Source organism: Sphingomonas sp. Leaf62, from assembly GCF_001421915.1.
GTDB lineage: Bacteria > Pseudomonadota > Alphaproteobacteria > Sphingomonadales > Sphingomonadaceae > Sphingomonas.
In genome coordinates, this window is the sequence record NZ_LMLN01000030.1 from 248198 (window position 1) to 269003 (window position 20806).

A 20806-nucleotide genomic window follows, 5' to 3' on the forward strand; every position below is an offset into this window, starting at 1 on the left:
GGGCGGAGCGTGTGCGGCGACGCCCCTCCACCATCGCTTCGCGGCGGTCCCCCTCCCCGCGTAGCGGGGAGGATTTGGGTTGCCCGATTTCGCTGTTTCGACCGATCCTGCGGTACAGGCGCAGCTCGACCGGCTGACGTTGCTGTCGCCGGGGACGGATATCCTCGGCCTCGACCGCATCACCCGGCTGTTGGCGCGGCTGGGCGATCCGCATCGGCATTTACCGCCGGTATTCCATGTCGCTGGCACCAACGGGAAGGGATCGACCTGCGCCTATCTGCGCGCGGCGATCGAGGCGGAGGGGTTGCGGACGCATGTCTATGCCAGCCCGCATCTGGTGCGGTTCAACGAACGTATCCGGCTGGCCGGCACGCTGATCGATGATGCGGCGCTGGCGGTGCTGCTGGGCGAGGTGCTCGATGCCGCCGACGGAATCGGGGCGAGTTTTTTTGAGATCACCACCGCCGCCGCGTTCCTTGCCTTTGCCCGGACGCCGGCCGATGCGTGCGTGATCGAAGTGGGCTTGGGCGGGCGGCTGGACGCGACCAACGTCCTGCCTGCGCCAGCCGTTTGCGGCATTGCGGCGCTGGGGATCGATCACGAGGCGTTTCTGGGATCGTCGCTGGTCGGTATTGCCGGCGAAAAGGCGGGAATCGCCAAGTCGGGGGTACCGATCGTCACCCTCGCCTATTCGCCCGAGATCGCAGGCAGGATCGAGGCGACGGTCGATGCCGTGGGCGCGACGCTGATCGCGCGGGGGCCGGCATGGGAATCGATCGACGGGCGGTACCAGGATGCGATGGGCACGCTCGACCTGCCCGAACCGGCGCTGGCCGGGGCACATCAACGCGACAATCTGGCGCTGGCGGCGGCGATGTTGCGGCATCAATCGGCAATGGCGATTTCCGATGCGGCGATCCGCACCGCCGCCAGTACCGCGCGTTGGCCGGCACGGATGCAGCGCCTGCGCGCGCGCGGGCCGCTGACCGGGCGGGTCGATCCGCGCCATGGCGTGTGGCTCGACGGGGCGCACAACGAATCCGCCGCGATCGAGGTCGCACGCGGCTGGCCCCGGATCAGCCGGGGCGAGCGATCGGCGCTGGTGCTGGGGATGCTCGCCAACAAGGACGCGGGCGCGGTGCTGCGGCATCTGGGCGAGGTGGTCGACCATGTCGTCGCGGTGCCGGTATCGGGTCACGCCCATCATGCGCCGGCCGATCTGGCACGGCAGGCGCGGGCGATGGGATTGCGGGCCGATGTCGCGACCGATCCGGCGGCGGCGCTTGACCTGCTGGCACGGTCGGAGCCGGAGGCGGTGCTGATCGCGGGGTCGCTGTATCTGGCGGGGACCGTGCTGTCGGCGAATAATGAGGTGCCGGTTTAGGTTGGTTCGCGCGAAGGCGCGAAGACACGACGAAGGTTTTCAGTGCGCAAAGGCGCAAAGGACGCTGAGAGCGTGTCGGCTTGGCCGGCGTCGTCGCTCCGGCGAAGCCTCTTCGCGCATCGCAGTGAGACAGAGCCGCTATCGCGGCAAACAGTATCTCTCAGCGTCCTCTGCGCGAAAATCTTATCTTTCTTCTTCGCGTCTCCGCGCCTTCGCGTGAATCAACCCCTCCGAAGTTCGCGCCGCCACCGCACCCATTCGAGCAGCACGAACACCACCGCCACCAACCCCAGCGCGGCGGTGAAGCGGAATACCGGGGCATAGCCCATCTGTTCGACCGCTTCGCCAAGGCCGGCGCGGCCGAGCGAGCCGACCAGCAGCGTCAGCGACGACAGCAGCGCATATTGGACCGCGCTGTGTTCCTTGCTGGCGATCGAGGAGAGATAGGCGACGAATGCCGCGCCGGCCAGGCCGCCGGCGATATTCTCACCCGAGATCGCGACCATCAATCGCATCATCCGCGCGTCGACGCCGAGGTTCAGCAGCCCGGTTGCACCCGACACCGCATCGATCACCGGTGCGCCCGATGCGAGATCGGCATAGAGCAGGTTGCTGGCCGCCGCGACGATCGCGCCGATCAACAGCGTCGGCATCCGCCCGAGCACCGCGAACAGGATTCCGCCCAGCGACACGCCGAGGATCGTCATGCCGACGCCGAAGATCTTGGAGGCGAAGGCGACCTCGGCATTCGTGTAGTGGAGTTCCTCCAGATAGAAGGGATAGGCGAACGGCCCCCAGATCGAATCGCACAGCCGGTAGCTGAGGATCAGCCCCAGCACGATGACCGCGCCGAACCCCAGCCGCCCGACCAGTTCGGACAGCGGCAGGATCAGCGCCCGATAGCCATGTTCGATGAAGCCGGGCGTCGGCCCCTCTGCCCCGTCCCGGTTCCAGCCGAGCCATTCGGCCAGTTGCGTCTGCCGGTTCAGCCAAGCCGCAACCAGGGCGGGCACGACGACGGTGATGACAATGATCCACGGACCGGTCAGGCGGGTGAAATCGCCGACGCTGGGCGGGGTTTCGCCGGGCGCGACGTTCAGCACACGCACCATGAACGCGCCGATGGTGAGGATCGCCCAGCCCCAGCACAAGCCGACGATGATGAGACCGGTACGCTTGTCGCGGCGGCTGGGGCCGATCGCGCCCTCGACCGCCCGCTCCACGACCGGGCGCGGCGTGTCGGGGGCGAACAGCGTCACGACCAACAGCGCGGCCATGAACAGTCCCATCACTGCATAGACCATCGGCCATGTGATCGCATCGGCCAGCACCAGCGCCAGCGCCCCGCCGATCAGCGTCGCAAGGCGGTAGCCGAGCTGGTAGATCGACGACAGGATGCCCAGCGTCGCGCGTTCGTCGGCGACGTCGATCCGCCACGCATCGATGACCGTATCCTGCGTCGCCGCCGCGAACGCGCCGATGACGGCGACCAGCGCGAACCAGCCGATCGCCACCGCAGGATCGCTGAGCGACAGGGTGAGGAACGCCGCGACCAGCACCGCCTGACACAGCAGCAACCACGATTTCCGCCGCCCGAAGCGTTCGAGCAGCGGCAGGCGAAGCCGGTCGACGACCGGCGACCACAGGAATTTGAACGCCGCGATCAACCCGATCCACGACAACAGGCCGATCGTGGCGAGATTGATCTTCGCTTCCGCCAACCATGCGTTGAGCGTGCCGAGCAGCAGCGTGAACGGCAGCCCGGCGGCAAGGCCGAACGCGAACATCGCCGCCGTCTTGCGATTGCCCAGCCCCATGCGGATCAGCGCCAGCCCCTTGGGCGCGGCTTCGGTCATTCATGTCCTCCCGGAAGGGGCGCGACCGTAGAAGGGGTTGGCGGTGGCGGCAAGGCGGGGGTGTGGCGACGTCGTTTTACCCCCTACTCCTCCGTTTGGTTCGAGTAGCGATCGAAGGAAGTCGAGAGCGCGTATCGAGAACGGCGTTCCGCTGGACAGGCGTTCTCGACGGACGCTTCTCGACTACGCTCGAAGCTGCTCGAACCAAACGGGGAGCGAACCGGTAGGAACCGATAGGAAGTTCTACGCCGCGGTTCGGAACAGGTTGAACCCGCTCGGCAACCGCCGGGGCAGTTTCGCCCCGCCGATGACCGCGTCGATCGCTTCGATCGCGCTCAGCAGATCCTTTTGCGGATAGGGTTTGGCGAGACAGCCGGCCGCGAACACCTGCGCCTCCAGCGGGCAGGCACCGGTCACCAGCAGTACCGGCATGCCGCGTTCGTGCGCCGCGCGCGCAACGTCGAGCCCGCTGCCGTCCGACAGGTTGATGTCGACCAGCACCAGATCGATGTCGCCGACCGACTCCAGCGTCGCCAGCGCGCCGGCGACGGTATCGACCGTCGCCGCGATCTCGAAACCCGACGCCCCGAGGAAGTGTTCGGTATCGAACGCGACCAAGGGTTCGTCCTCCACGACGAGGATCCGGTTGATGTGCCGCTTCTTGCGCCCGAACAACATTGCCCCACTCGCTTTCCACCGGGATGCTTACAGCTTATACGAACCCACAAACTCGCGAAGGCGACGAAGGAACCGCTTCGGCTGAAACTTTCGTCGCGTCGCCGCAAACGGAAACCCTGACCATCGTTACCCCACCCGAATCCACGAACGAATCCCCCCGTGAAGGCCAGCGAATCGCCAAGTTGCTGGCGCGTGCCGGCGTGGCGTCGCGCCGCGACATCGAGCGCATGATTTCCGCCGGGCGCGTCGCGCTGGACGGCGTCGTGCTCGAAACGCCGGCGACCATCCTGCCCAATCTGAAAGGCGTGACCGTCGACGGCGCACCCGTCGCCGCGCCCGAACCGACCCGGTTGTTCCGGTTCCACAAGCCGGCCGGCACGTTGACTGCCGAACGCGATGGCGCGGGGCGGCCGACGATCTACGATCGCCTGCCCAAGGACCTGCCGCGGGTGATCCCGGTCGGTCGGCTCGACCTGAATACCGAAGGGTTGTTGCTGATGACCACCGACGGCGAGTTCAAGCGCCGTCTGGAACTGCCCGCGACCGGGGTCGAGCGAACGTATCGCGCGCGCGCCTATGGCGAAATCAGCCAGCAGCAGCTCGAAGACCTGATGATGGGGATCGAGATCGAGGGGGTGCGCTATGGCCCGATCAACGCCAATCTCGAACGCCGCACCGGCACGAACACCTGGATCGAGATGACGCTGACCGAGGGCAAGAACCGCGAGGTTCGCCGCGTCCTCGAACATCTCGGGCTGAAGGTGTCGCGCCTGATCCGCACCCGTTATGGCCCCTTCTATCTCGAAGACCTGCCCGAGGGCGAGGTCGACGAGATCAAGCAGCATGAGCTGGTCGCGTTCCGCAAGACGCTGACCAACAAGCCGACCAGCAAGCCTGTGCCGGACGGTGCCGATCCGGCGGCGCTGAAGGCGTGGCGGCGCGCGACGCCGCTGCCGCGTCCCGAACCGGTCGCGACATCGCGTTTCGACGAACGCCGCCCGCGCACCGAGCGCGACGGACAGCGTTCGGGCTTCAGCGGTCGCCGTCCCGATCGCGATGGTCCGAACCGGCCGCAGGGTGACGGCGAGCGGCGCAGCTTCGGCGCGCGGCCGCAGGGTGATGGCGAGCGGCGCAGCTTCGGCGCTCGGCCGCAGGGTGATGGCGAGCGGCGCAGCTTCGGTCCGCGGCCGCAGGGTGATGGCGAGCGACGCAGCTTTGGCGCGCGGCCGCAGGGCGATGGCGAGCGACGCAGCTTTGGCGCGCGGCCGCAGGGTGATGGTGAGCGACGTAGCTTCGGTGCACGGCCGGAACGCCCCGGGTTCGGCGATCGACCGCGCGCTGCCGACACGCGGGCGATCGGTCCGCGCACCCATGCGACCGAACGGCCGGTCGACCGCCGCGATAACTTCGATCCGCTGGCGCAGGCCGGACAGACGCCCGCCGAGCGACGGCAGCCGGGGCTGGGCGACCGACGCGCTTATGGGGAGCGCACCGACAATGCCCGCACCCGCCGCGCCGCAGCCCATGCCGACCGCCCGGGCTATGACGGCGTCGCGCGCCGGCCACAGGTGGAGCGCACGACCGAAGGCCCGCGCGGTCCGGTCGAAAAGCGGATGACGCGCGAACAGGCGTCCGATGTCGACCGGGCGAGCTTCGTCGAACGACCGAAGCGCAAGCCGACCGGCTGGGCCAAGGCCACGCCGTCGACCAAGCCGGCCAAGGGCAAGCCGAAGGGCGGTGGCCGTCCCGGCGGGGGCAAGCGCTGATGCGGGTCATTTCGGGCCTGTGGCGCGGTCGGCCGATCGTCGCGCCGAAGGGGGACGCGACCCGTCCCACCGCCGATCGCACGCGCGAGGCGTTGTTTTCGATGCTGGCCAGCCGCGTCGGCAGTTTCGACGAACTGGCGGTCGCCGACCTGTTCGCCGGATCGGGCGCGCTGGGTATCGAGGCGTTGTCGCGCGGTGCCGCGACCTGCCTGTTCGTCGAACAGGACCGTGCCGCGCTGGATGCGCTGCGGGCCAATCTGACCAAGCTGGACGCGGCGGGCGGGGACGTGCGCGCGACGTCGGTACTGGCGCTGGGACCGGCGCCGCGTCCGCTCGACATCGTGATGATGGACCCGCCCTATGGCAGCGGGGCCGGCGCGGTGGCGGCGGACAAGCTGGCGCGGCTCGGCTGGATCGGGCCGGCGACATGGGTCAGCATCGAGACCGCGAAGGCCGAAGTGCTGGACCTGCCGCGCTTCACCGTCGATGCCGAGCGCGTCTATGGCAAGGCGCGGATCACGCTGTTGCGGCTGGCCGACGAAATCGATTGATTAACCTTTTAGGGGTGAATCTTCGTTAGTTCGAAAGGATGGCGAAGCGAATGGAAACGGATCGATGGACAGCGCGCTCTACGCTCTGATCGTCAATGCCGTGGTCGCGGGGCTGTTCGCAGTCACCTTTGCGATCATTCGCCTGTCCTATCCCGGACAACGTCATGTGACGTGGTTCGTGCTGACCTTTCTGATCGGCGGACTGGCGCCGATCAGCGAGCTGGGCGTGCGGCTGACGCCGTTCACCACGCCGTTCATGCTGTCGAGCTATGGTTCGTTCCTGTGCAGCATCGCGTTGCTGCCGTTGGGGTTGGCAGCGATGGCGGGGCGGCGGCGGCCGTGGCGGTGGGCCGCGCTGCTGGTGCTGTTCGGCATCGTGGTGCGCGCCGCGATTTGGAACGGACCACGCAACGAACTCTGGTATGAATTCGCCTATCAGGCCCCCTTTGCGATCGGGTCGGGGTTGGCGACGGCGCTGGCGGTCGATGCGGCGCGGCGACGGCGCGGGGGATTGTGGCTGGCGCTCGGCATCGCCACCGGGTTGATGACGCTGCATTTCCTGATCAAACCGCTGTTCGCCGTGCTGTTCGGATCGGGGGCTTCGGCGAAGGAATATGCCGCAAGCAGCTATGCATTGTTCTCGCAATCGATCGGCGGGATGCTGATCGTCAGCGTCGGGCTGCTGATGCTGTTACTGGTCGTACAGACGGCGCTGGGCCGATCGATCGCGGAGGCGGAAACCGATCCGCTGACCGGTATCGCGAACCGTCGCGGGTTCGACCGGCGGGCGCAGGCGATGATCGCCGATGCGCGCAGCGATGACCAGCCATTGGTGGCGATCCTGTTCGACCTCGACCATTTCAAACGGGTCAACGACAATTACGGTCACGCGACCGGGGATGCGGTGCTGCGCGCCTTTGCCCGGCTGCTGGTCGACCGTTTGCCACGATCGGCGGCGATCGCGCGACTGGGTGGCGAGGAATTCGTCGCGCTGCTCGATCGGACGACGTTGCGCGGGGCGTGGCTGGGCGCACAGTCGGTGCGCGCGACGCTGCCCGAAATCGCCGGTCATCTGCCGGCGATCACGATCAGCGCCGGGCTGGCGGAACTGTCGGCCGACGACGATCTCGACCGCCTGCTCGAACGCGCCGATCGCGCGGCCTATGATGCCAAGCGGGCCGGGCGCAACCGCATCCTGCCGGTGCCCGATCCGGTCAGCGCCCTGACCGATCGCGCCGGGTGAACGCTCAACGCTCGCGCGGAACCAGTGCCAGTCCGATCAGGCTCGCCACCCCCGCCCCGGCCAGCACGGCGCCGACCGACCATAGGCCATAGTCGATCGACAGCGCCTGCGCGATGCTGGGGGTCAGGCCGCCACCGATCACACCGCCGACGTTGAAACCCATCGACGCACCCGTATAGCGGACCCGCGCGGGGAACAGCGCCGGCAACCACGCGCCGAGCGGGCCATAGACGAACCCCATCATCAGCAGCGCGAACGACAGCCACGCGCCGATCACGAACAGCGATCCCGCCCCGACCATCGGCCCCAGCAGACCGCCGGCGACGACGACGCCGATGCACCCGCCCGCCAGTACCCGCGCCGGGGTCGACCGGTCGGACAGCCATCCGGCGAGCGCGATGCCGGCGGCCATGAACAGGATCGCGATCAATTGCGTCTGCAGGAATGCGCCACGCGCATAGCCGAGCGTGTTCGTGCCATACCCCAGCACGAAGGTCGTCGCGATGTAATAGAGTGCGAAGCAGGCGACGACGCCGAACGTCCCGGCCAGCGTCGCCCGCAAATGGCTGCCCGCCAGTTCGGCGATCGGCACGCTCGGCGGCGCTTCGTGCGCCAGCGCCTGGGCAAAGGCGGCGGTTTCGGTCAGCTTGACCCGCACCCATAGGCCCAGCCCGACCAGCGCGACGCTGAACAGGAACGGCAGCCGCCAGCCCCAGGCGAGAAAGTCCGCCTCCGACAGGGTCAGCCCGAGCAGCAGAAACAACCCGTTGGCGGCGATGAAGCCGACCGGCGCGCCCAGTTGCGGGACCATGCCGAAGCGGCCACGCCAGCCCGGCGGTGCATTCTCCACGGCGAGCAACGCCGCCCCGCCCCATTCGCCGCCCAGCCCCAGCCCCTGCGCGAACCGCAAGGTGCACAGCAGCAGCGGCGCGACCCAGCCGACCTGCGCATAGGTCGGCAGGAACGCGATCAGCAGCGTCGAGCCACCCATCAGCATCAGCGACGCGACCAGCGTCGATTTGCGGCCCAGCCGATCGCCGAAATGGCCGAACACCACCGCACCGAGCGGCCGGGCGATAAAGGCGAGGCCGATCGACAGATAGCTCGCCATCAACTGTGCCGACGTGCTTTCGAGCGGAAAGAACAGCGAGCCGAACACCAGCGTCGCGGCGGTCGCATAGATATAGAAGTCGTAGAATTCGACCGAGGTGCCGATCAGGCTGGCGATCAGGATGCGGCGATGGGCACGCATGGGATGTGGTTGGGCCATGCGCCCGCCTACCGATTTGCAGCTTCGGGGCAAGAAGCTTTCGCGCGGATCGACCGTCGCGCAATTATCGGTGATACCGCCCCGGACATCATGTCCAGGGCGGTAATCCCGTCGAACGGTTACTTGGCGCTGGCGACCTTCACAGGCGCGATCTGCGCAACGCGAACCTGCGCGTCGCGGCGCATTTCGTCCCGGCAGCGGTTTTCGTCGGCGAAGCGGCGCAGGCCGGACACGCCCGAACGGCACGCGACCAGCGACGCGCGATCGATCCGGGCGTCGAGGGTGCGGCGATCCTCCATCCGGTTGAGATCCAGGCCGGCATAGGACACGCGTGCGGTGACCCGTTCACGGACTTCGGCATGGGCGGCGGACGACAGGCATGCGACAGCAGTCGCCGCAAAGGCGATGGTACGAAGGGTCATGATGGTAGCTCCTGCGGATACGGTGCCCGTCGCAGCAGCGGTCGCCCGCGATCCGGGTGCCGCCGTCCACCGGCAACGCGCTGGTACGGCGTAATTATTGCAACGCAGCGAAGCGTCGATGGCGGGACGATGACGGTTCCGAAACAATTTCCTTGCTTGTCGCTTTACGCTTCGTTCCCTACCTGTTCGACGATGTCGCTTGCTCCTACCCCTGCCGATCCGCCCTATCTGCGCGGGCTGAACGAACCGCAGCGTGACGCGGTGCTGACCACCGACGGCCCGGTGCTGGTGCTGGCGGGCGCGGGTACCGGCAAGACGGCGGCGCTGACCGCGCGGCTGGCGCACCTGCTCCATACCCGCAAAGCCTATCCGTCCGAAATCCTGTCGGTGACCTTTACCAACAAGGCCGCACGCGAGATGCGCGAACGCGTCGGGCGGCTAGTCGGCGATCTGGTCGAGGGGATGCCGTGGCTCGGCACGTTCCACGCGATCGGCGCGAAGATGCTGCGGCGACATGCCGAACTGGTCGGATTGCAATCCAATTTCACCATTCTTGACACCGACGATCAGCTGCGCCTGCTGAAACAGCTGATCCTTGCCGCCGATCTCGATGAGAAGCGCTGGCCGGCGCGCAGCCTGGCCGGGCTGATCGACGGCTGGAAGAACAAGGGCATGACCCCCGCCGATGTCGATGCCGGGGAGAGCGAACGCTTCGCCAACGGCCGCGGCGGGGAGATGTATCAGCAATATCAGGACCGGTTGAAGGCAGTGAACGCCTGCGACTTCGGCGACCTCTTGCTGCACGTGCTGACGATCCTGCGCACCGACCGCGCGGTGCTGGCCCAGTATCAGCAGCGGTTCCGCTACATCATGGTCGACGAATATCAGGACACCAACAGCGTCCAGTATTTGTGGCTGCGGTTGCTGGCGCAGGAACGGCGCAATTTGTGCTGCGTCGGCGACGACGACCAGTCGATCTATTCGTGGCGTGGCGCGCAAGTAGAGAATATCCTGCGCTTCGAACGCGACTTTCCCGGCGCGAAAATCATCAAGCTCGAACAGAATTACCGGTCGACGCCGCATATCCTTGGCGCGGCATCGGGCGTGATCGCGCATAATGGCGGACGGCTGGGCAAGACGCTGTGGACCGAATGCGATGTCGGCGAAAAGGTCCGCGTGATCGGCGTGTGGGACGGCCCGGAAGAAGCTCGCCGGGTCGGCGACACGATCGAACAGGTACGGCGCGAGGGCAAGAGCCTCGACGATTGCGCGATCCTTGTCCGCGCACAGCATCAGACGCGCGAGTTCGAGGAACGCTTCATCGGCATCGGCATGCCGTACCGCATCGTCGGCGGCTTCCGCTTCTACGAACGCGCCGAAATCCGCGATGCGCTGGCCTATCTGCGGGTGGTCAACCAGCCGGCCGACGACCTCGCGTTCGAACGGATCGTCAACGTTCCCAAACGGGGTTTGGGCGACAAGGCGGTGCAGACGATCCATCGATACGCCCGCGCGACGGGGTCGTCGCTGATGACCGCCGCCGCCCGCATCCTCGACACCGACGAACTGACCGGGGCGGCGCGCAAGTCGCTCGGGCGGCTGGTCGGCGACTTCGCCCGTTGGCGCGACATGGCGCGCGACCTGCCGCATGCCGAGCTGGCGCGGCAGTTGCTCGACGAAAGCGGCTATACCGCGATGTATCAGGCGGAAAAAACGGCGGAAGCGGCCGGGCGGCTGGAAAACCTGACCGAACTCGTCCGGGCGATGGAGGAGTATGAGTCGCTCGGCGCGTTCCTCGAACACGTATCGCTGGTCATGGACAACGAGGCGTCGGCCGAGGAGCCGAAGGTCACGATCATGACCATCCACGCCGCCAAGGGGCTGGAATTCGACACGGTGTTCTGCGTCGGATGGGAGGAAGGGCTGTTCCCGTCGCAACGCTCGCTCGACGAGGGCGGGACCGCGTCGCTGGAAGAGGAACGTCGCCTCGCCTATGTCGCGATCACCCGCGCGCGGCGGCTGGCCGTGGTGTTCCATGCTGCTAATCGCCGCATCTATGGCCAGTGGAATTCGTCGCTGCCGTCGCGCTTCGTCGGCGAATTGCCGGCGGAGCATATCGATACGGAAACGACCATGGCAGGGGGCGAAAGCCTGTGGCGGGCAAATTGGAGCGAACGCGCCGATCCGTTCGCCGATGTCGCACGCGGCACCGGGCGGGGTCCGGGCTGGCAACGCGCCGCGTCGCAAGGGTCGACCTTCACCACCACCCCGGCGCGCGTCGTCGAGGCGCGGGCAAGCGCGATCAGCCTTGGCAACAAGGGGCGCAGCGACCTGTCGACCGGGCAGCGCGTGTTCCATCAGAAGTTCGGGTACGGCACGATCGAGACGATCGAGGGCAACAAGCTGGAGGTGTTGTTCGAAACCGCCGGTCAGAAGCGCGTTCTGGACAGCTTCGTCACGCCGGGGTGAAGGTTCGTCCCGACCGAAACTGTCCTTAACGTATGTAATCGAACGAATAATCGGTTCGGTATATTGATCGGTCCACCAGGTAAGGACGGGCAGGAGGACCAGATGTCGATCGTCGACAATGCCGAATATTACCGCCGCCGGTTGGGCGAGACACGCACCCAGGCCGAGAGTGCGCAATTGCCCGAAGTGCGGCGGGTACATCGTGAGATGGCAGAACGCTATTCGATGATGTTGCAGGATGCCGAACGGGGAAACATCGCCCGCCCGACACTGGGCATCGTTCCGCGCGACTGACCGGCCGTACCGATCGGGGTGCAGCGAGGCAACCGCGGCGCGTGTCGGTCGTTCAGGTCGGACAATTCCCCGACGAGGATCGATCGATGCCCTATGTAAAGACCCGCGACGGTACCAACCTGTTCGTGAAGGATTGGGGACAGGGTCGCCCGGTCGTGCTGATCCATGGCTGGCCGCTGTCGGCCGATAGCTGGGATCCGCAGGCGATGGCGCTGGCCGATGCCGGTTACCGGGTCGTCGCCTATGACCGGCGCGGTTTCGGGCGATCGGACCAGCCTTGGTCGGGCTATGACTATGACAGCCTTGCCGACGATCTGGCCGACGTGATGGCCGAAACCGGCGTCACCGACGATGCCGCGCTGATCGGTTTCTCGATGGGCGGCGGCGAGGTCGCGCGGTACATGTCGCGCCATGGCGGCAAGGGGGTGACCCGCGTCGGTTTCATCGGCTCGGTCGTCCCGTACATGCTCCAGACCGACGACAATCCCGACGGCGTCCCACAGGACCAGCTTCAGGAGATCGCCGACAATATCAAGGCGGATCGCCCGAAATTCTTTCGTACCTTCTTCGACCAGTTCTACGGCGTCGGGTTCATTACCAGCCCGGTGAGCGAGGAAGTGCTCGACCTGTCGTGGAACACCGCGATGCTGGCGGGGCTGAAGCCGACACTGGCCTGTGCGGAATCGTTCGGAACTACCGATTTCCGGCCGGACCTGCCATCGATCACCGTGCCGACGCTGATCATCCACGGTACGTCGGACCAGACCGTGCCGATCGATGCGACCGGGCGTGCATTGGCCAAGGCACTGCCGAACGCCGATCTGATCGAATATGACGGCGCGCCGCACGGCCTGTTCGCGACCGAGAGCGAGCGGTTGACCGACGATCTGCTGTCGTTCCTCGGTCGGCGGTAGGCCGATACGTCACCCCGGCGCAGGCCGGGGTGACGGTCGGGTGGCGGCAAGTTGCCACCTATTACCCCCCAAGCCGATCTGCATTGCCCCGGCCCAACAGCGGACCTAAACCCCCACCTCATGTCCGCCTCCCCGCATCCCTTTGCCATCCCCGCGTTCCGCGCCTATTTCCTCGCCCGACTGTCGAACACGCTGGCGCAGATCGCGATGGTCGTCGTCATCGGCTGGCAGGTGTACGACATCGCGCGCGAGACGATGACGATCCGGCAGTCGGCGTTCCAGCTGGGGCTGATCGGCGTTGCGCAGTTCCTGCCGCTGCTGGTCCTGTCGCTGGTCGCCGGATGGGTCGCCGACCGGATCGACCGCCGCTGGATCGCGCGCGGGTCGGTCGCGCTGGAGGGCAGTTGCGCGCTGCTGCTGGCATGGCTGACCTATAGCGGCGCGATCACCCTGCCGTGGCTGTTCTTCGTCGCGGCGATGCTGGGCGTCGCGCGGGCATTCGCCGGACCGGCGTTGCAGGCGCTCGCCCCCAATCTCGTCCCCGCCGCCGTGCTGCCGACCGCGATCGCGATGAGTTCGATCGCGTGGCAGGGTGGTTCGGTACTTGGGCCGGCGATGGGTGGCTATCTCTACGCAGCCGGTCATTATGTCCCCTATGCAGTGTCGGCGGGGTTGTTCCTGTTCGGCCTTGCCATGTTGTTCCTGATCCCGCCGATCCCGCGCGCGGTGATCGCCGGGAAGGCCAATCCGTGGCGGCAGATGCTCGACGGGCTGTCCTATGTCCGGCGCAACCGGCTGGTCTTCGGCGCGATTTCGCTCGATCTGTTCGCGGTGTTGCTGGGCGGCGCGACGGCGATGCTGCCTATCTATGCCCGCGATATTCTGCAGATCGGTGCGGACGGCCTCGGTCATCTCCGCGCTGCACCGGCACTGGGCGCGGTGGTCGTCGCCGCGGTGTTCGCGGTCAAGCCGCTGTCGAGGGACGTCGGTGCCAAGATGCTGTTGTCGGTCATGGGCTTCGGAGCGGCGACCGCGTTGTTCGGACTATCCGCGCCGCTGCTGCTTCCGGTGTTCGGACAGGCTGCAATCGGCAGCGACTTCGCGCCGGCCGTGCTGCTGGCGTTAGCGGCACTGTTCGTCGTCGGTGCGACCGACATGGTGTCGGTCTATGTCCGCCAGTCGCTGATCCAGTTGCATACGCCGGATGCGATGCGCGGGCGGGTCGGCGCGGTATCGACCCTGTTCGTGTCAGGATCGAACGAGCTGGGCGAGGCGCGCTCGGGCTTCCTCGCCGCGCTGGTCGGGCCGGTCGTCGCGGTTGCCGGCGGCGGCATTCTCGCGGTCGGCGTGACTATGCTCTGGTCGCGGCTCTTTCCCGAACTACGCGCCGCGCGTAGCTTCACGCCCCCCAAAGACCTCGAAGTCATCCCCAAGGAGACCCAGCCATGAAGGCCGATACCATCCTGCAAACGATCGGGAATACGCCGCATATCCGCGTCAAGCGGCTGTTCGGCGATGCCGAGGTCTGGATCAAATCCGAACGATCGAACCCCGGCGGATCGATCAAGGACCGCATCGCGCTGGCCATGATCGAGGCGGCCGAGGCGTCGGGCGACCTGAAGCCCGGCGGCACGATCATCGAGCCGACCAGCGGCAATACCGGCGTCGGCCTTGCCATGGTCGCGGCGGTCAAGGGATACAGACTGGTGCTGGTCATGCCCGAGAGCATGAGCATCGAGCGTCGCCGGCTGATGCTGGCGTACGGTGCCAGTTTCGACCTGACGCCCCGCGAAAAGGGCATGAAGGGCGCGATCGAGCGCGCGCATGAGTTGGCTGCGGAAACCCCCGATGCGTGGATCCCGCAGCAGTTCGAAAACCCGGCGAACATCGACGTCCATGTCCGCACGACCGCGCAGGAAATCCTGAACGATTTCGCCGATACGCCGATCGACGTCATCATCACCGGCGTCGGCACCGGTGGCCACATCACCGGCGTCGCCGAGACGCTCAAGGAGAAATGGCCGGACCTGAAGGTGTATGCGGTCGAGCCCGACCTCTCGCCGGTCATATCGGGCGGACAGCCGGGGCCGCACCCGATCCAGGGGATCGGCGCGGGCTTCGTCCCCGCCAACCTGCACACCCGCGCGATCGACGGCGTCATCAAGGTCGACGCGGCGGTCGCCAAGGACATGGCCCGTCGATCGGCAAGCGAGGAAGGCATATTGGTCGGAATCTCGTCCGGCGCGACGCTGGCGGCGATCCTGCAAAAACTGCCCGACCTGCCCGATGGCGTCCGCGTGCTCGGCTTCAACTACGACACCGGCGAGCGGTATCTGTCGGTTCCCGACTTCCTCCCCGAACAATGAGCGATACGGCGGTGGCCGAACGCAAGGGATTACGGAGCGGATCGGCCGCGATCGACGGCGTCCTCGTGGTGTTGTCGGTCGCGGCCGTCGCCGTGCCCGCGATCCTGATCCGATCGACCCCGCCGATCCAGCCGGCGGTGTATTCAGCGGGACAGGGCCGTCAGAGCGTTGCGCAAACACCGGAAGCGCCGCCGCCGCCGGTCGAGCCGATCGAGTATCGCGCGCTGGAGCCGGAGGACGCCCGCGCTTTCAATGCCAAGGTGCCGTTCGTCACCGGCCCCAACCCGGCGGCGCGACCGTTCCGCTTTGCCGGCGACCTCGACAACCGCACCCGCGCGACCGACTGTCTCGCCGCCGCCGTGCTGTACGAGGCCGGCGACGATGCGAAGGGGCAGCGCGCCGTCGCACAGGTCGTGTTGAACCGCTTGCGCCACCCGGCCTTTCCCAAAAGCGTGTGCGGCGTGGTGTTTCAGGGGTCGGAACGCACCACCGGTTGCCAGTTCACCTTCACCTGCGACGGGGCGTTGGCGCGCGCCTATCCGCAGGCCTATTGGGATCGGGCACGCAAGGTCGCGGCGGCGGCGCTGGCGGGCAACGTGTTCGCGCCGGTCGGCTATGCGACCCACTATCATACCGACTGGGTCGTCCCCTATTGGCAGTCGAGCCTCGACAAGATCGCGACGGTCGATACCCATCTCTTCTTCCGCTGGGCCGGATGGTGGGGCACGCCCGGGGCGTTCCGGCGCGTCGTCGGCACGGTCGAACCGCGCATCGAACAGCTCGGCCCCTATTCCGCCGCGCACAAGCTGCCCGAGGTACTGGCGGTAGAACAGGAGGCAGGCGTGCTGACCGGCAATTTCGCCCCATCCGCGCTGCCGCGTCCGAGCAGCGACGATCCGGTCACCTTCCTCGTCCCGCTCGATACGCTGACGCCCGACAAATGGCCGGCATTCGCGCAAGCCACCTGCGGCGAGCGGACGCGGTGCAAGTTCCTCGGCTGGCGCGATCCGGCGGCGGTCCCGGCCCGCGCCGGGCTGGCATGGGAACCGGCTGCACTGAACGCCATGTCGTTCAGCTATCTGCGCGACCGGGGCGCGGGCGTCGAAAAGCAGTTGTGGAATTGTCAGCTCGTATCGCGGCCCGCTTCGTCGTGCATGCGCCGCGCTATCCCCGCCCCGCCGCCGGCAGCGCCCGCAACCAATATTCGCAGCGACCTGCCGCCGCTTACCGGCATCCGGCGTAGCGGTGATACGGCGCCTGCCCCCGGCCCGTCAGCGGAGTAAGGCGGCGGACAGTCGCTCGGCATCCTCGACCGCGACATCAACGACGTTCGGCCGGCCCATCCCCTTGGCACCGGCGGTGTCGACATGGAGGGTGGCGAGCCCGAGGAACCGTTGCAGCGGCGAGCGGCGCACCGATACCGCCTGTATGCGCGCGATCGGTACGATCCATACCTGTTTGGCGAGCACCCCGCGCATCACTTGCAACGTGTCGCCGACGACCGCATAGCGGTGCCGCCGCCGCGCGAGGATCGCCAGCACCACCGGGATCGGGACCAGCAGCAACGCCAGCCCCGCCAGCGGCACGAAGAACGCAGCGATGGTCACGACGATGAGCGGCACCCCGCCCCGCACGATGCCGGTCCGCACGACATGCCCGAACGCGACCGGACGCAGCGGAAGCGGATCGAACGGCGAATAGCCCGCCGCCGCGAGCACGTGCGCAATCTCCGCGTCGCGCGCGAACGGGGCGACGCTCTGCCGCCCGCCGACATCGTCGCTGCCGCCCAGCGTCTGCAACCGCAGGCTCGCCCAGCCCAGCCGTCCGCTGACCATGCCGCGTTCGATCAGTGCCAGCTGGACGCGGCGCAGGCTGAGCGCGATTTCGGTCCGGGTGGCCAGCCCGCGCACGCGGCGCAATCGGTCGCCTTCGCGCTCCAGCCGAAATCCATGCTCGACCAGCACCGTGCGCAGGACGCCGCTGATCGCGCCGACGGCCAGCGCAACGACACCCGCCATGGCCACGAACACCGGCGTGGCCCATGCGATCGCTTCGCGACGCGCAACGCCAGCCCAGTCGCGGACATCGACCCAGTTCCATCCGATCAGATCGCCGACCTGATTGAGGCCGGCGAACAGCACCCCGACCCAGACCAGCGAAAAGCCGAACAGACCCATCGTCAACACGTGGCCGGGCGACATGGTGAAGACGACGTCGCGCGCCGGTTCGTCGGACACCGCGTCGGTCGAGTTCGTCTGCGGAACTGCACCGCGCAAGATCGCGCGCAGCCGGGCCGCCTCGGCCAGGGTCACGCTGTCGAGCTTCGCCTCGTCGGCCTCGCCGCCGCCGGTTTCGACCCGCACCCGCGCCAGACCGAACGGGCGGGCCAGCAGCTTCTGGTCGATCGATACGTCCTGAATGCGGTCGAACGGAATCGATCGCCGCTTGCGGTTCAGCACCCCGTCGGCAATCACCAGTTCGCCGTCGCCGATCGTGTAGGTGAACGACCGCCACCGTATCCACGCGAACAGCGCCGCTGCGATCACCAACGCCGAAACGATGCCGATCATCGGCCACAACCCGCTGCGCGACGTGGCGGCGGCGAGCGCGACCAGCCCGGCGATTTCCTGTGGCGCGCGCGAGACGATCCGCAGGGCGATGGTGCCGGGGTGCAGCCGGCGCGGACGCTCGGTCACCATGGCGACGCTTCGATCGCGCCACGGATACGGTCGCGCACCGCTTCGGCCTGATCACGGGCAAGGCCCGGCACCGTGACCAGACTATGGTCGGTGCCGGCGGTGTGCAGCACCAGCGTCGCGACGCCGCAGCCGCGCTCGATCGGCCCCTGTGTCAGGTCGATATGCTGGACGCGGCCGATCGGCACGATGGTATGCACCCGCGTCAGCCAGCCATGGCCGATGTGCAATTCGCGCTCGTCCAGCGCGAAGCCCCAATGCGCGAAGCGGCGCGGCGGGGCGATGGCTACCAGCCATAGCGCGATCAGGACTGCCACCACCGCGACGATGCCACTGGGCCAATCCTGCTGATACAGGATCGCTTCCGCCACCCCGGCGATGGCCAGCACGACCAGGGCGACGACGGCCGCCCGCCAGCGCAACACGGTAACGAACCGATGGTCGAGCGGCGCGAGCGAAAGGGGCATAGGGTCCATGGCAGTGTGATAGGCAGGCAATACGGCGCGCTCAAGCGAATCCGGATGCGATGGCCCCGCGCCTCTTGTGCGCGGGCGCGGGCGGGGCCATAGCGCCCGCGACAAACCCCATTCGGACTTGAGGCAAGCTGCATGAAACTCCGCATCGTCGTGACGCTCAAGAACGGCGTACTCGATCCGCAGGGCAAGGCGATCGAACACGCGCTGGCCTCGCTCGGCTTCGCGGGCGTCGGCGAGGCGCGGGTCGGCAAGCTGATCGAGCTGGACGTCGCCGAAGGCACCGATGACGCGACGATCGACGCGATGTGCCGCAAGCTGCTCGCCAATACGGTCATCGAAAACTACCGGGTCGAACGCGCATGAAGACCGCCGTCATCGTCTTTCCGGGGTCGAACTGCGACCGCGACATCGCGGTGGCGCTGGAGTCGGTCACCGGTACCGCGCCGACCATGGTCTGGCATCGCGACGCCGATCTGCCCGACGATATCGGTCTGGTCGCCGTGCCCGGCGGTTTTTCCTATGGCGACTATCTGCGCTCGGGCGCGATTGCCGCACGGTCGCCGGTGATGCGCGCCGTGGTCGATGCGGCGGGCAAGGGCCTGCCGGTGCTCGGCATTTGCAACGGGTTCCAGATCCTGACCGAGGCGGGACTGCTGCCGGGCGCATTGATGCGCAACCGTGGCCTGTCCTTCGTCTGTCGCGACGTGGCGCTGCGCGTGGGGGAAGCCAGGTCGGCCTTCACCAGCGGATATCGCGCGGGTGACACGATCCGCGTGCCCGTCGCGCATCATGACGGCAATTATGTCGCCGACGAAGCGACGCTCGACCGGCTGGAGGGTGAGGGTCAGGTGGCGTTCCGCTATGCGGAACCAGTCAACGGCTCGGCACGCGACATCGCCGGACTGGTCAATGCCGGGGGCAATGTGCTCGGCATGATGCCCCACCCCGAACGCCGCATCGAAGCGGCACATGGCGGTCGCGACGGTCGCGCCCTGTTCGAAGGATTGCTGGCACGCGTCGGCGCCTGACCTAGCGCGACCGGCCGCCTCCGGCGAAGGGGGAGAAGTCGGTCGCTGAATCGAACACATCGACTCCCTCGCGCCGCTTCAGCCAGCCGACCACGGCATAGGTGACCGGGGTCAGCACGATTTCCCAGCCGACCTTCATCGCCCAGTTGGTGACCATGACGGTCAGCACCTGGCCGGTCGGCCAGACGCCAAGGAACGCCAGCGGGTAGAAGATCGCGCTGTCGACCGCCTGCCCGACGATCGTCGACCCGACCGTCCGCGTCCAGAGCGCGCGCCCGCCGGTCCAGATCTTCATGCGGGCAAGGACATAGGCGTTGACGAACTCGCCCGCCCAGAACGCGGCGATCGAGGCGAAGACGATGCGCGGCACCTGTCCGAAGACCGCTTCATAGGCACCCTGCCCCGTCCATCCGTCCGCAGGCGGCATGGCGACGACGACCGCGGCCATGAACGCCATGAACAACAATGCGGCAAAGCCGACCCAGATGCACCGCCGGGCCCGGGCATAGCCATAGACTTCGGTCAGTACGTCGCCGATGACATAGGATACCGGAAAGAACAGGATGCCCGCGCCGAACACGAACGGCGTGCCGGCAATGTCGATCGCCGCCACCTTGCCCGCGCCGATGATGTTCGACAGCAACAGGATGGCGACGAACGCCGCCATCACGATATCGAAATGGCGGAACCCCCGCGCCGGAAGCGTAGCGGCGTCGATTCGGGGCAACGCGGTATCGGACAGGTCGGGCATGGCCGGGTTATGATAGCGGTTCCGCTTTGCCGCAATGCACGCTAACGAAGCAACGGGCACCCGTAGCTCAGCTGGATAGAGCAAGGAGCTTCTACCTCCTTGGTCGGGGGTTCGAATCCCTCCGGGTGCGCCATTTTTGTTCAGCTTTAGCCCGGACGACGGACTTTCCGTCCGACGTTGTGGATCGGGCGGCACCGACCTGCCTGACTCGCCGAGCATCGAACAGGCCCCGCAGCCCCGATGCGGCAAGCGTGACGTTTCCGATCGAAGAAGTCTGTGCGGCAATCCGTTCGCTGCCGCAGTGGCGTGGACAAAGGCATCGGCCGACACCCCGACAGCATCGCAGGGCCCGAATCGAACAACGCGAAGCGTTAAATAAATTCAATGTTGCCTTGTTCAGCTAAATTTAGCATATATTTACAAACAAACGATTGCACGTGAGGCGGCCGGTAGGAGGGGGTGCGATGAAGCTGAGCGATGTGCTTCTCACCGGGCTGATCAGGGTTTCCGCGGCGACGCCTGCCCTTGCGAAAGTGACGGCCCCCGCAGGATGCCCGCGTTTTTCGTCTCGATGGCGACGGCATGACCCGTGCGCTCGGCGTCGACGACAAAGGGTATCTGCAGCCGCTCTACTGGGGACAA

19 protein-coding genes and 1 tRNA gene are annotated in these 20806 nt (G+C 67.1%); 13 read left to right on the forward strand and 7 right to left on the reverse strand.

The annotated features are described in order from the left end of the window. Positions 1 to 79: 79 nt before the first annotated feature. Positions 80 to 1384, forward strand: a complete 1305-nt coding sequence (locus ASE91_RS16475; protein ID WP_056628143.1) for a bifunctional folylpolyglutamate synthase/dihydrofolate synthase — start codon at positions 80 to 82, stop codon at positions 1382 to 1384. Between the two features lie 221 nt (positions 1385 to 1605). Here ASE91_RS16475 and ASE91_RS16480 read toward each other — a convergent pair whose 3' ends face one another. Then, complete coding sequence (locus ASE91_RS16480) at positions 1606 to 3240, reverse strand: AmpG family muropeptide MFS transporter (protein WP_055999802.1); 1635 nt, start codon at positions 3238 to 3240, stop codon at positions 1606 to 1608. 243 nt (positions 3241 to 3483) lie between these two features. After that, positions 3484 to 3918 (reverse strand): response regulator, encoded by a 435-nt coding sequence (locus tag ASE91_RS16485; protein ID WP_055999805.1) that lies wholly within the window; start codon positions 3916 to 3918, stop codon positions 3484 to 3486. A gap of 182 nt (positions 3919 to 4100) precedes the next feature. Here ASE91_RS16485 and ASE91_RS19030 point away from each other — a divergent pair, with 182 nt between their 5' ends. From ASE91_RS19030 to ASE91_RS16500, 3 genes are all read left to right on the forward strand, one after another. After that, positions 4101 to 5684 carry a pseudouridine synthase gene (locus ASE91_RS19030; protein ID WP_235530539.1) on the forward strand — a complete coding sequence of 528 codons (1584 nt, stop codon included), beginning with the start codon at positions 4101 to 4103 and terminating at the stop codon, positions 5682 to 5684. Then, positions 5684 to 6235 carry a 16S rRNA (guanine(966)-N(2))-methyltransferase RsmD gene (rsmD, locus tag ASE91_RS16495; RefSeq protein ID WP_055999808.1) on the forward strand — a complete coding sequence of 184 codons (552 nt, stop codon included), beginning with the start codon at positions 5684 to 5686 and terminating at the stop codon, positions 6233 to 6235. Before ASE91_RS19030 ends, rsmD begins: the two co-directional genes overlap by 1 nt. 64 nt (positions 6236 to 6299) lie before the next feature. Next, complete coding sequence (locus ASE91_RS16500; protein WP_056628146.1) at positions 6300 to 7478, forward strand: GGDEF domain-containing protein; 1179 nt, start codon at positions 6300 to 6302, stop codon at positions 7476 to 7478. Between the two features lie 4 nt (positions 7479 to 7482). Here ASE91_RS16500 and ASE91_RS16505 read toward each other — a convergent pair whose 3' ends face one another. Both ASE91_RS16505 and ASE91_RS16510 read right to left on the reverse strand, forming a co-directional pair. Next, positions 7483 to 8730, reverse strand: coding sequence for an MFS transporter (locus ASE91_RS16505; RefSeq protein ID WP_082454084.1), 1248 nt, complete (start codon positions 8728 to 8730; stop codon positions 7483 to 7485). A 137-nt stretch (positions 8731 to 8867) separates the two neighbouring features. Then, the gene (locus ASE91_RS16510) at positions 8868 to 9170 is read right to left on the reverse strand and encodes a UrcA family protein (RefSeq protein ID WP_056628151.1); all 303 of its coding nucleotides are present in this window, start codon (positions 9168 to 9170) and stop codon (positions 8868 to 8870) included. A gap of 192 nt (positions 9171 to 9362) precedes the next feature. On the opposite strand from ASE91_RS16510, the gene ASE91_RS16515 reads away from it, so the two are divergent. The 6 genes from ASE91_RS16515 to ASE91_RS16540 all read left to right on the forward strand — a co-directional run bounded on the left by ASE91_RS16515 (position 9363) and on the right by ASE91_RS16540 (position 16496). Then, positions 9363 to 11639 carry an ATP-dependent helicase gene (locus ASE91_RS16515; RefSeq protein ID WP_056628154.1) on the forward strand — a complete coding sequence of 759 codons (2277 nt, stop codon included), beginning with the start codon at positions 9363 to 9365 and terminating at the stop codon, positions 11637 to 11639. A 102-nt stretch (positions 11640 to 11741) separates the two neighbouring features. Then, positions 11742 to 11933: a hypothetical protein gene (locus ASE91_RS16520; RefSeq protein ID WP_055999823.1), complete on the forward strand. Its 192-nt coding sequence runs from the start codon at positions 11742 to 11744 to the stop codon at positions 11931 to 11933. An 86-nt stretch (positions 11934 to 12019) separates the two neighbouring features. After that, positions 12020 to 12847 (forward strand): alpha/beta fold hydrolase, encoded by an 828-nt coding sequence (locus ASE91_RS16525; RefSeq protein ID WP_056628819.1) that lies wholly within the window; start codon positions 12020 to 12022, stop codon positions 12845 to 12847. Positions 12848 to 12967: 120 nt separating this feature from the next. Further along, positions 12968 to 14296, forward strand: coding sequence for an MFS transporter (locus ASE91_RS16530; RefSeq protein ID WP_056628157.1), 1329 nt, complete (start codon positions 12968 to 12970; stop codon positions 14294 to 14296). After that, entirely contained in the window at positions 14293 to 15213 is a 921-nt protein-coding gene (gene cysK, locus ASE91_RS16535; protein WP_056628160.1) for a cysteine synthase A, read from the forward strand. Before ASE91_RS16530 ends, cysK begins: the two co-directional genes overlap by 4 nt. After that, the gene (locus ASE91_RS16540) at positions 15210 to 16496 is read left to right on the forward strand and encodes a cell wall hydrolase (protein ID WP_082454085.1); all 1287 of its coding nucleotides are present in this window, start codon (positions 15210 to 15212) and stop codon (positions 16494 to 16496) included. The genes cysK and ASE91_RS16540 overlap by 4 nt, the downstream gene beginning before the upstream one ends. On the opposite strand, the gene ASE91_RS16545 is transcribed toward ASE91_RS16540, so the two are convergent. Both ASE91_RS16545 and ASE91_RS16550 read right to left on the reverse strand, forming a co-directional pair. Next, the gene (locus ASE91_RS16545; RefSeq protein WP_056628163.1) at positions 16485 to 17912 is read right to left on the reverse strand and encodes a PH domain-containing protein; all 1428 of its coding nucleotides are present in this window, start codon (positions 17910 to 17912) and stop codon (positions 16485 to 16487) included. The genes ASE91_RS16540 and ASE91_RS16545 overlap by 12 nt on opposite strands. After that, entirely contained in the window at positions 17906 to 18385 is a 480-nt protein-coding gene (locus ASE91_RS16550) for a PH domain-containing protein (protein WP_082454086.1), read from the reverse strand. The genes ASE91_RS16545 and ASE91_RS16550 overlap by 7 nt, the downstream gene beginning before the upstream one ends. Before the next feature lie 132 nt (positions 18386 to 18517). On the opposite strand from ASE91_RS16550, the gene purS reads away from it, so the two are divergent. After that, positions 18518 to 18748 (forward strand): phosphoribosylformylglycinamidine synthase subunit PurS, encoded by a 231-nt coding sequence (gene purS / locus ASE91_RS16555; RefSeq protein ID WP_056628169.1) that lies wholly within the window; start codon positions 18518 to 18520, stop codon positions 18746 to 18748. Next, a complete protein-coding gene (purQ, locus tag ASE91_RS16560; protein WP_055999842.1) occupies positions 18745 to 19413 on the forward strand; it encodes a phosphoribosylformylglycinamidine synthase subunit PurQ in 669 nt (222 codons plus the stop codon). The genes purS and purQ overlap by 4 nt, the downstream gene beginning before the upstream one ends. A 1-nt stretch (position 19414) precedes the next feature. Here the strand turns inward: purQ and ASE91_RS16565 are convergent, their stop codons facing one another. Then, positions 19415 to 20164: a queuosine precursor transporter gene (locus ASE91_RS16565; protein ID WP_056628172.1), complete on the reverse strand. Its 750-nt coding sequence runs from the start codon at positions 20162 to 20164 to the stop codon at positions 19415 to 19417. A gap of 56 nt (positions 20165 to 20220) precedes the next feature. Here ASE91_RS16565 and ASE91_RS16570 point away from each other — a divergent pair. After that, a tRNA-Arg gene (locus ASE91_RS16570) sits at positions 20221 to 20297 on the forward strand. Positions 20298 to 20806 lie beyond the last annotated feature (509 nt).

What these genes read in the sequence shown, in the direction of transcription:
- ASE91_RS16480 (WP_055999802.1), bottom strand. Translation starts at nt 3,240, where the DNA reads ATGACCGAAGCCGCGCCCAAGGGGCTGGCGCTGATCCGCATGGGGCTG.
- ASE91_RS16485 (WP_055999805.1), bottom strand. Translation starts at nt 3,918, where the DNA reads ATGTTGTTCGGGCGCAAGAAGCGGCACATCAACCGGATCCTCGTCGTG.
- rsmD (WP_055999808.1), top strand. Translation starts at nt 5,684, where the DNA reads ATGCGGGTCATTTCGGGCCTGTGGCGCGGTCGGCCGATCGTCGCGCCG.
- ASE91_RS16500 (WP_056628146.1), top strand. Translation starts at nt 6,300, where the DNA reads ATGGACAGCGCGCTCTACGCTCTGATCGTCAATGCCGTGGTCGCGGGG.
- ASE91_RS16505 (WP_082454084.1), bottom strand. Translation starts at nt 8,730, where the DNA reads ATGCGTGCCCATCGCCGCATCCTGATCGCCAGCCTGATCGGCACCTCG.
- ASE91_RS16510 (WP_056628151.1), bottom strand. Translation starts at nt 9,170, where the DNA reads ATGACCCTTCGTACCATCGCCTTTGCGGCGACTGCTGTCGCATGCCTG.
- ASE91_RS16515 (WP_056628154.1), top strand. Translation starts at nt 9,363, where the DNA reads ATGTCGCTTGCTCCTACCCCTGCCGATCCGCCCTATCTGCGCGGGCTG.
- ASE91_RS16520 (WP_055999823.1), top strand. Translation starts at nt 11,742, where the DNA reads ATGTCGATCGTCGACAATGCCGAATATTACCGCCGCCGGTTGGGCGAG.
- ASE91_RS16525 (WP_056628819.1), top strand. Translation starts at nt 12,020, where the DNA reads ATGCCCTATGTAAAGACCCGCGACGGTACCAACCTGTTCGTGAAGGAT.
- ASE91_RS16530 (WP_056628157.1), top strand. Translation starts at nt 12,968, where the DNA reads ATGTCCGCCTCCCCGCATCCCTTTGCCATCCCCGCGTTCCGCGCCTAT.
- cysK (WP_056628160.1), top strand. Translation starts at nt 14,293, where the DNA reads ATGAAGGCCGATACCATCCTGCAAACGATCGGGAATACGCCGCATATC.
- ASE91_RS16540 (WP_082454085.1), top strand. Translation starts at nt 15,210, where the DNA reads ATGAGCGATACGGCGGTGGCCGAACGCAAGGGATTACGGAGCGGATCG.
- ASE91_RS16545 (WP_056628163.1), bottom strand. Translation starts at nt 17,912, where the DNA reads ATGGTGACCGAGCGTCCGCGCCGGCTGCACCCCGGCACCATCGCCCTG.
- ASE91_RS16550 (WP_082454086.1), bottom strand. Translation starts at nt 18,385, where the DNA reads ATGGACCCTATGCCCCTTTCGCTCGCGCCGCTCGACCATCGGTTCGTT.
- purS (WP_056628169.1), top strand. Translation starts at nt 18,518, where the DNA reads ATGAAACTCCGCATCGTCGTGACGCTCAAGAACGGCGTACTCGATCCG.
- purQ (WP_055999842.1), top strand. Translation starts at nt 18,745, where the DNA reads ATGAAGACCGCCGTCATCGTCTTTCCGGGGTCGAACTGCGACCGCGAC.
- ASE91_RS16565 (WP_056628172.1), bottom strand. Translation starts at nt 20,164, where the DNA reads ATGCCCGACCTGTCCGATACCGCGTTGCCCCGAATCGACGCCGCTACG.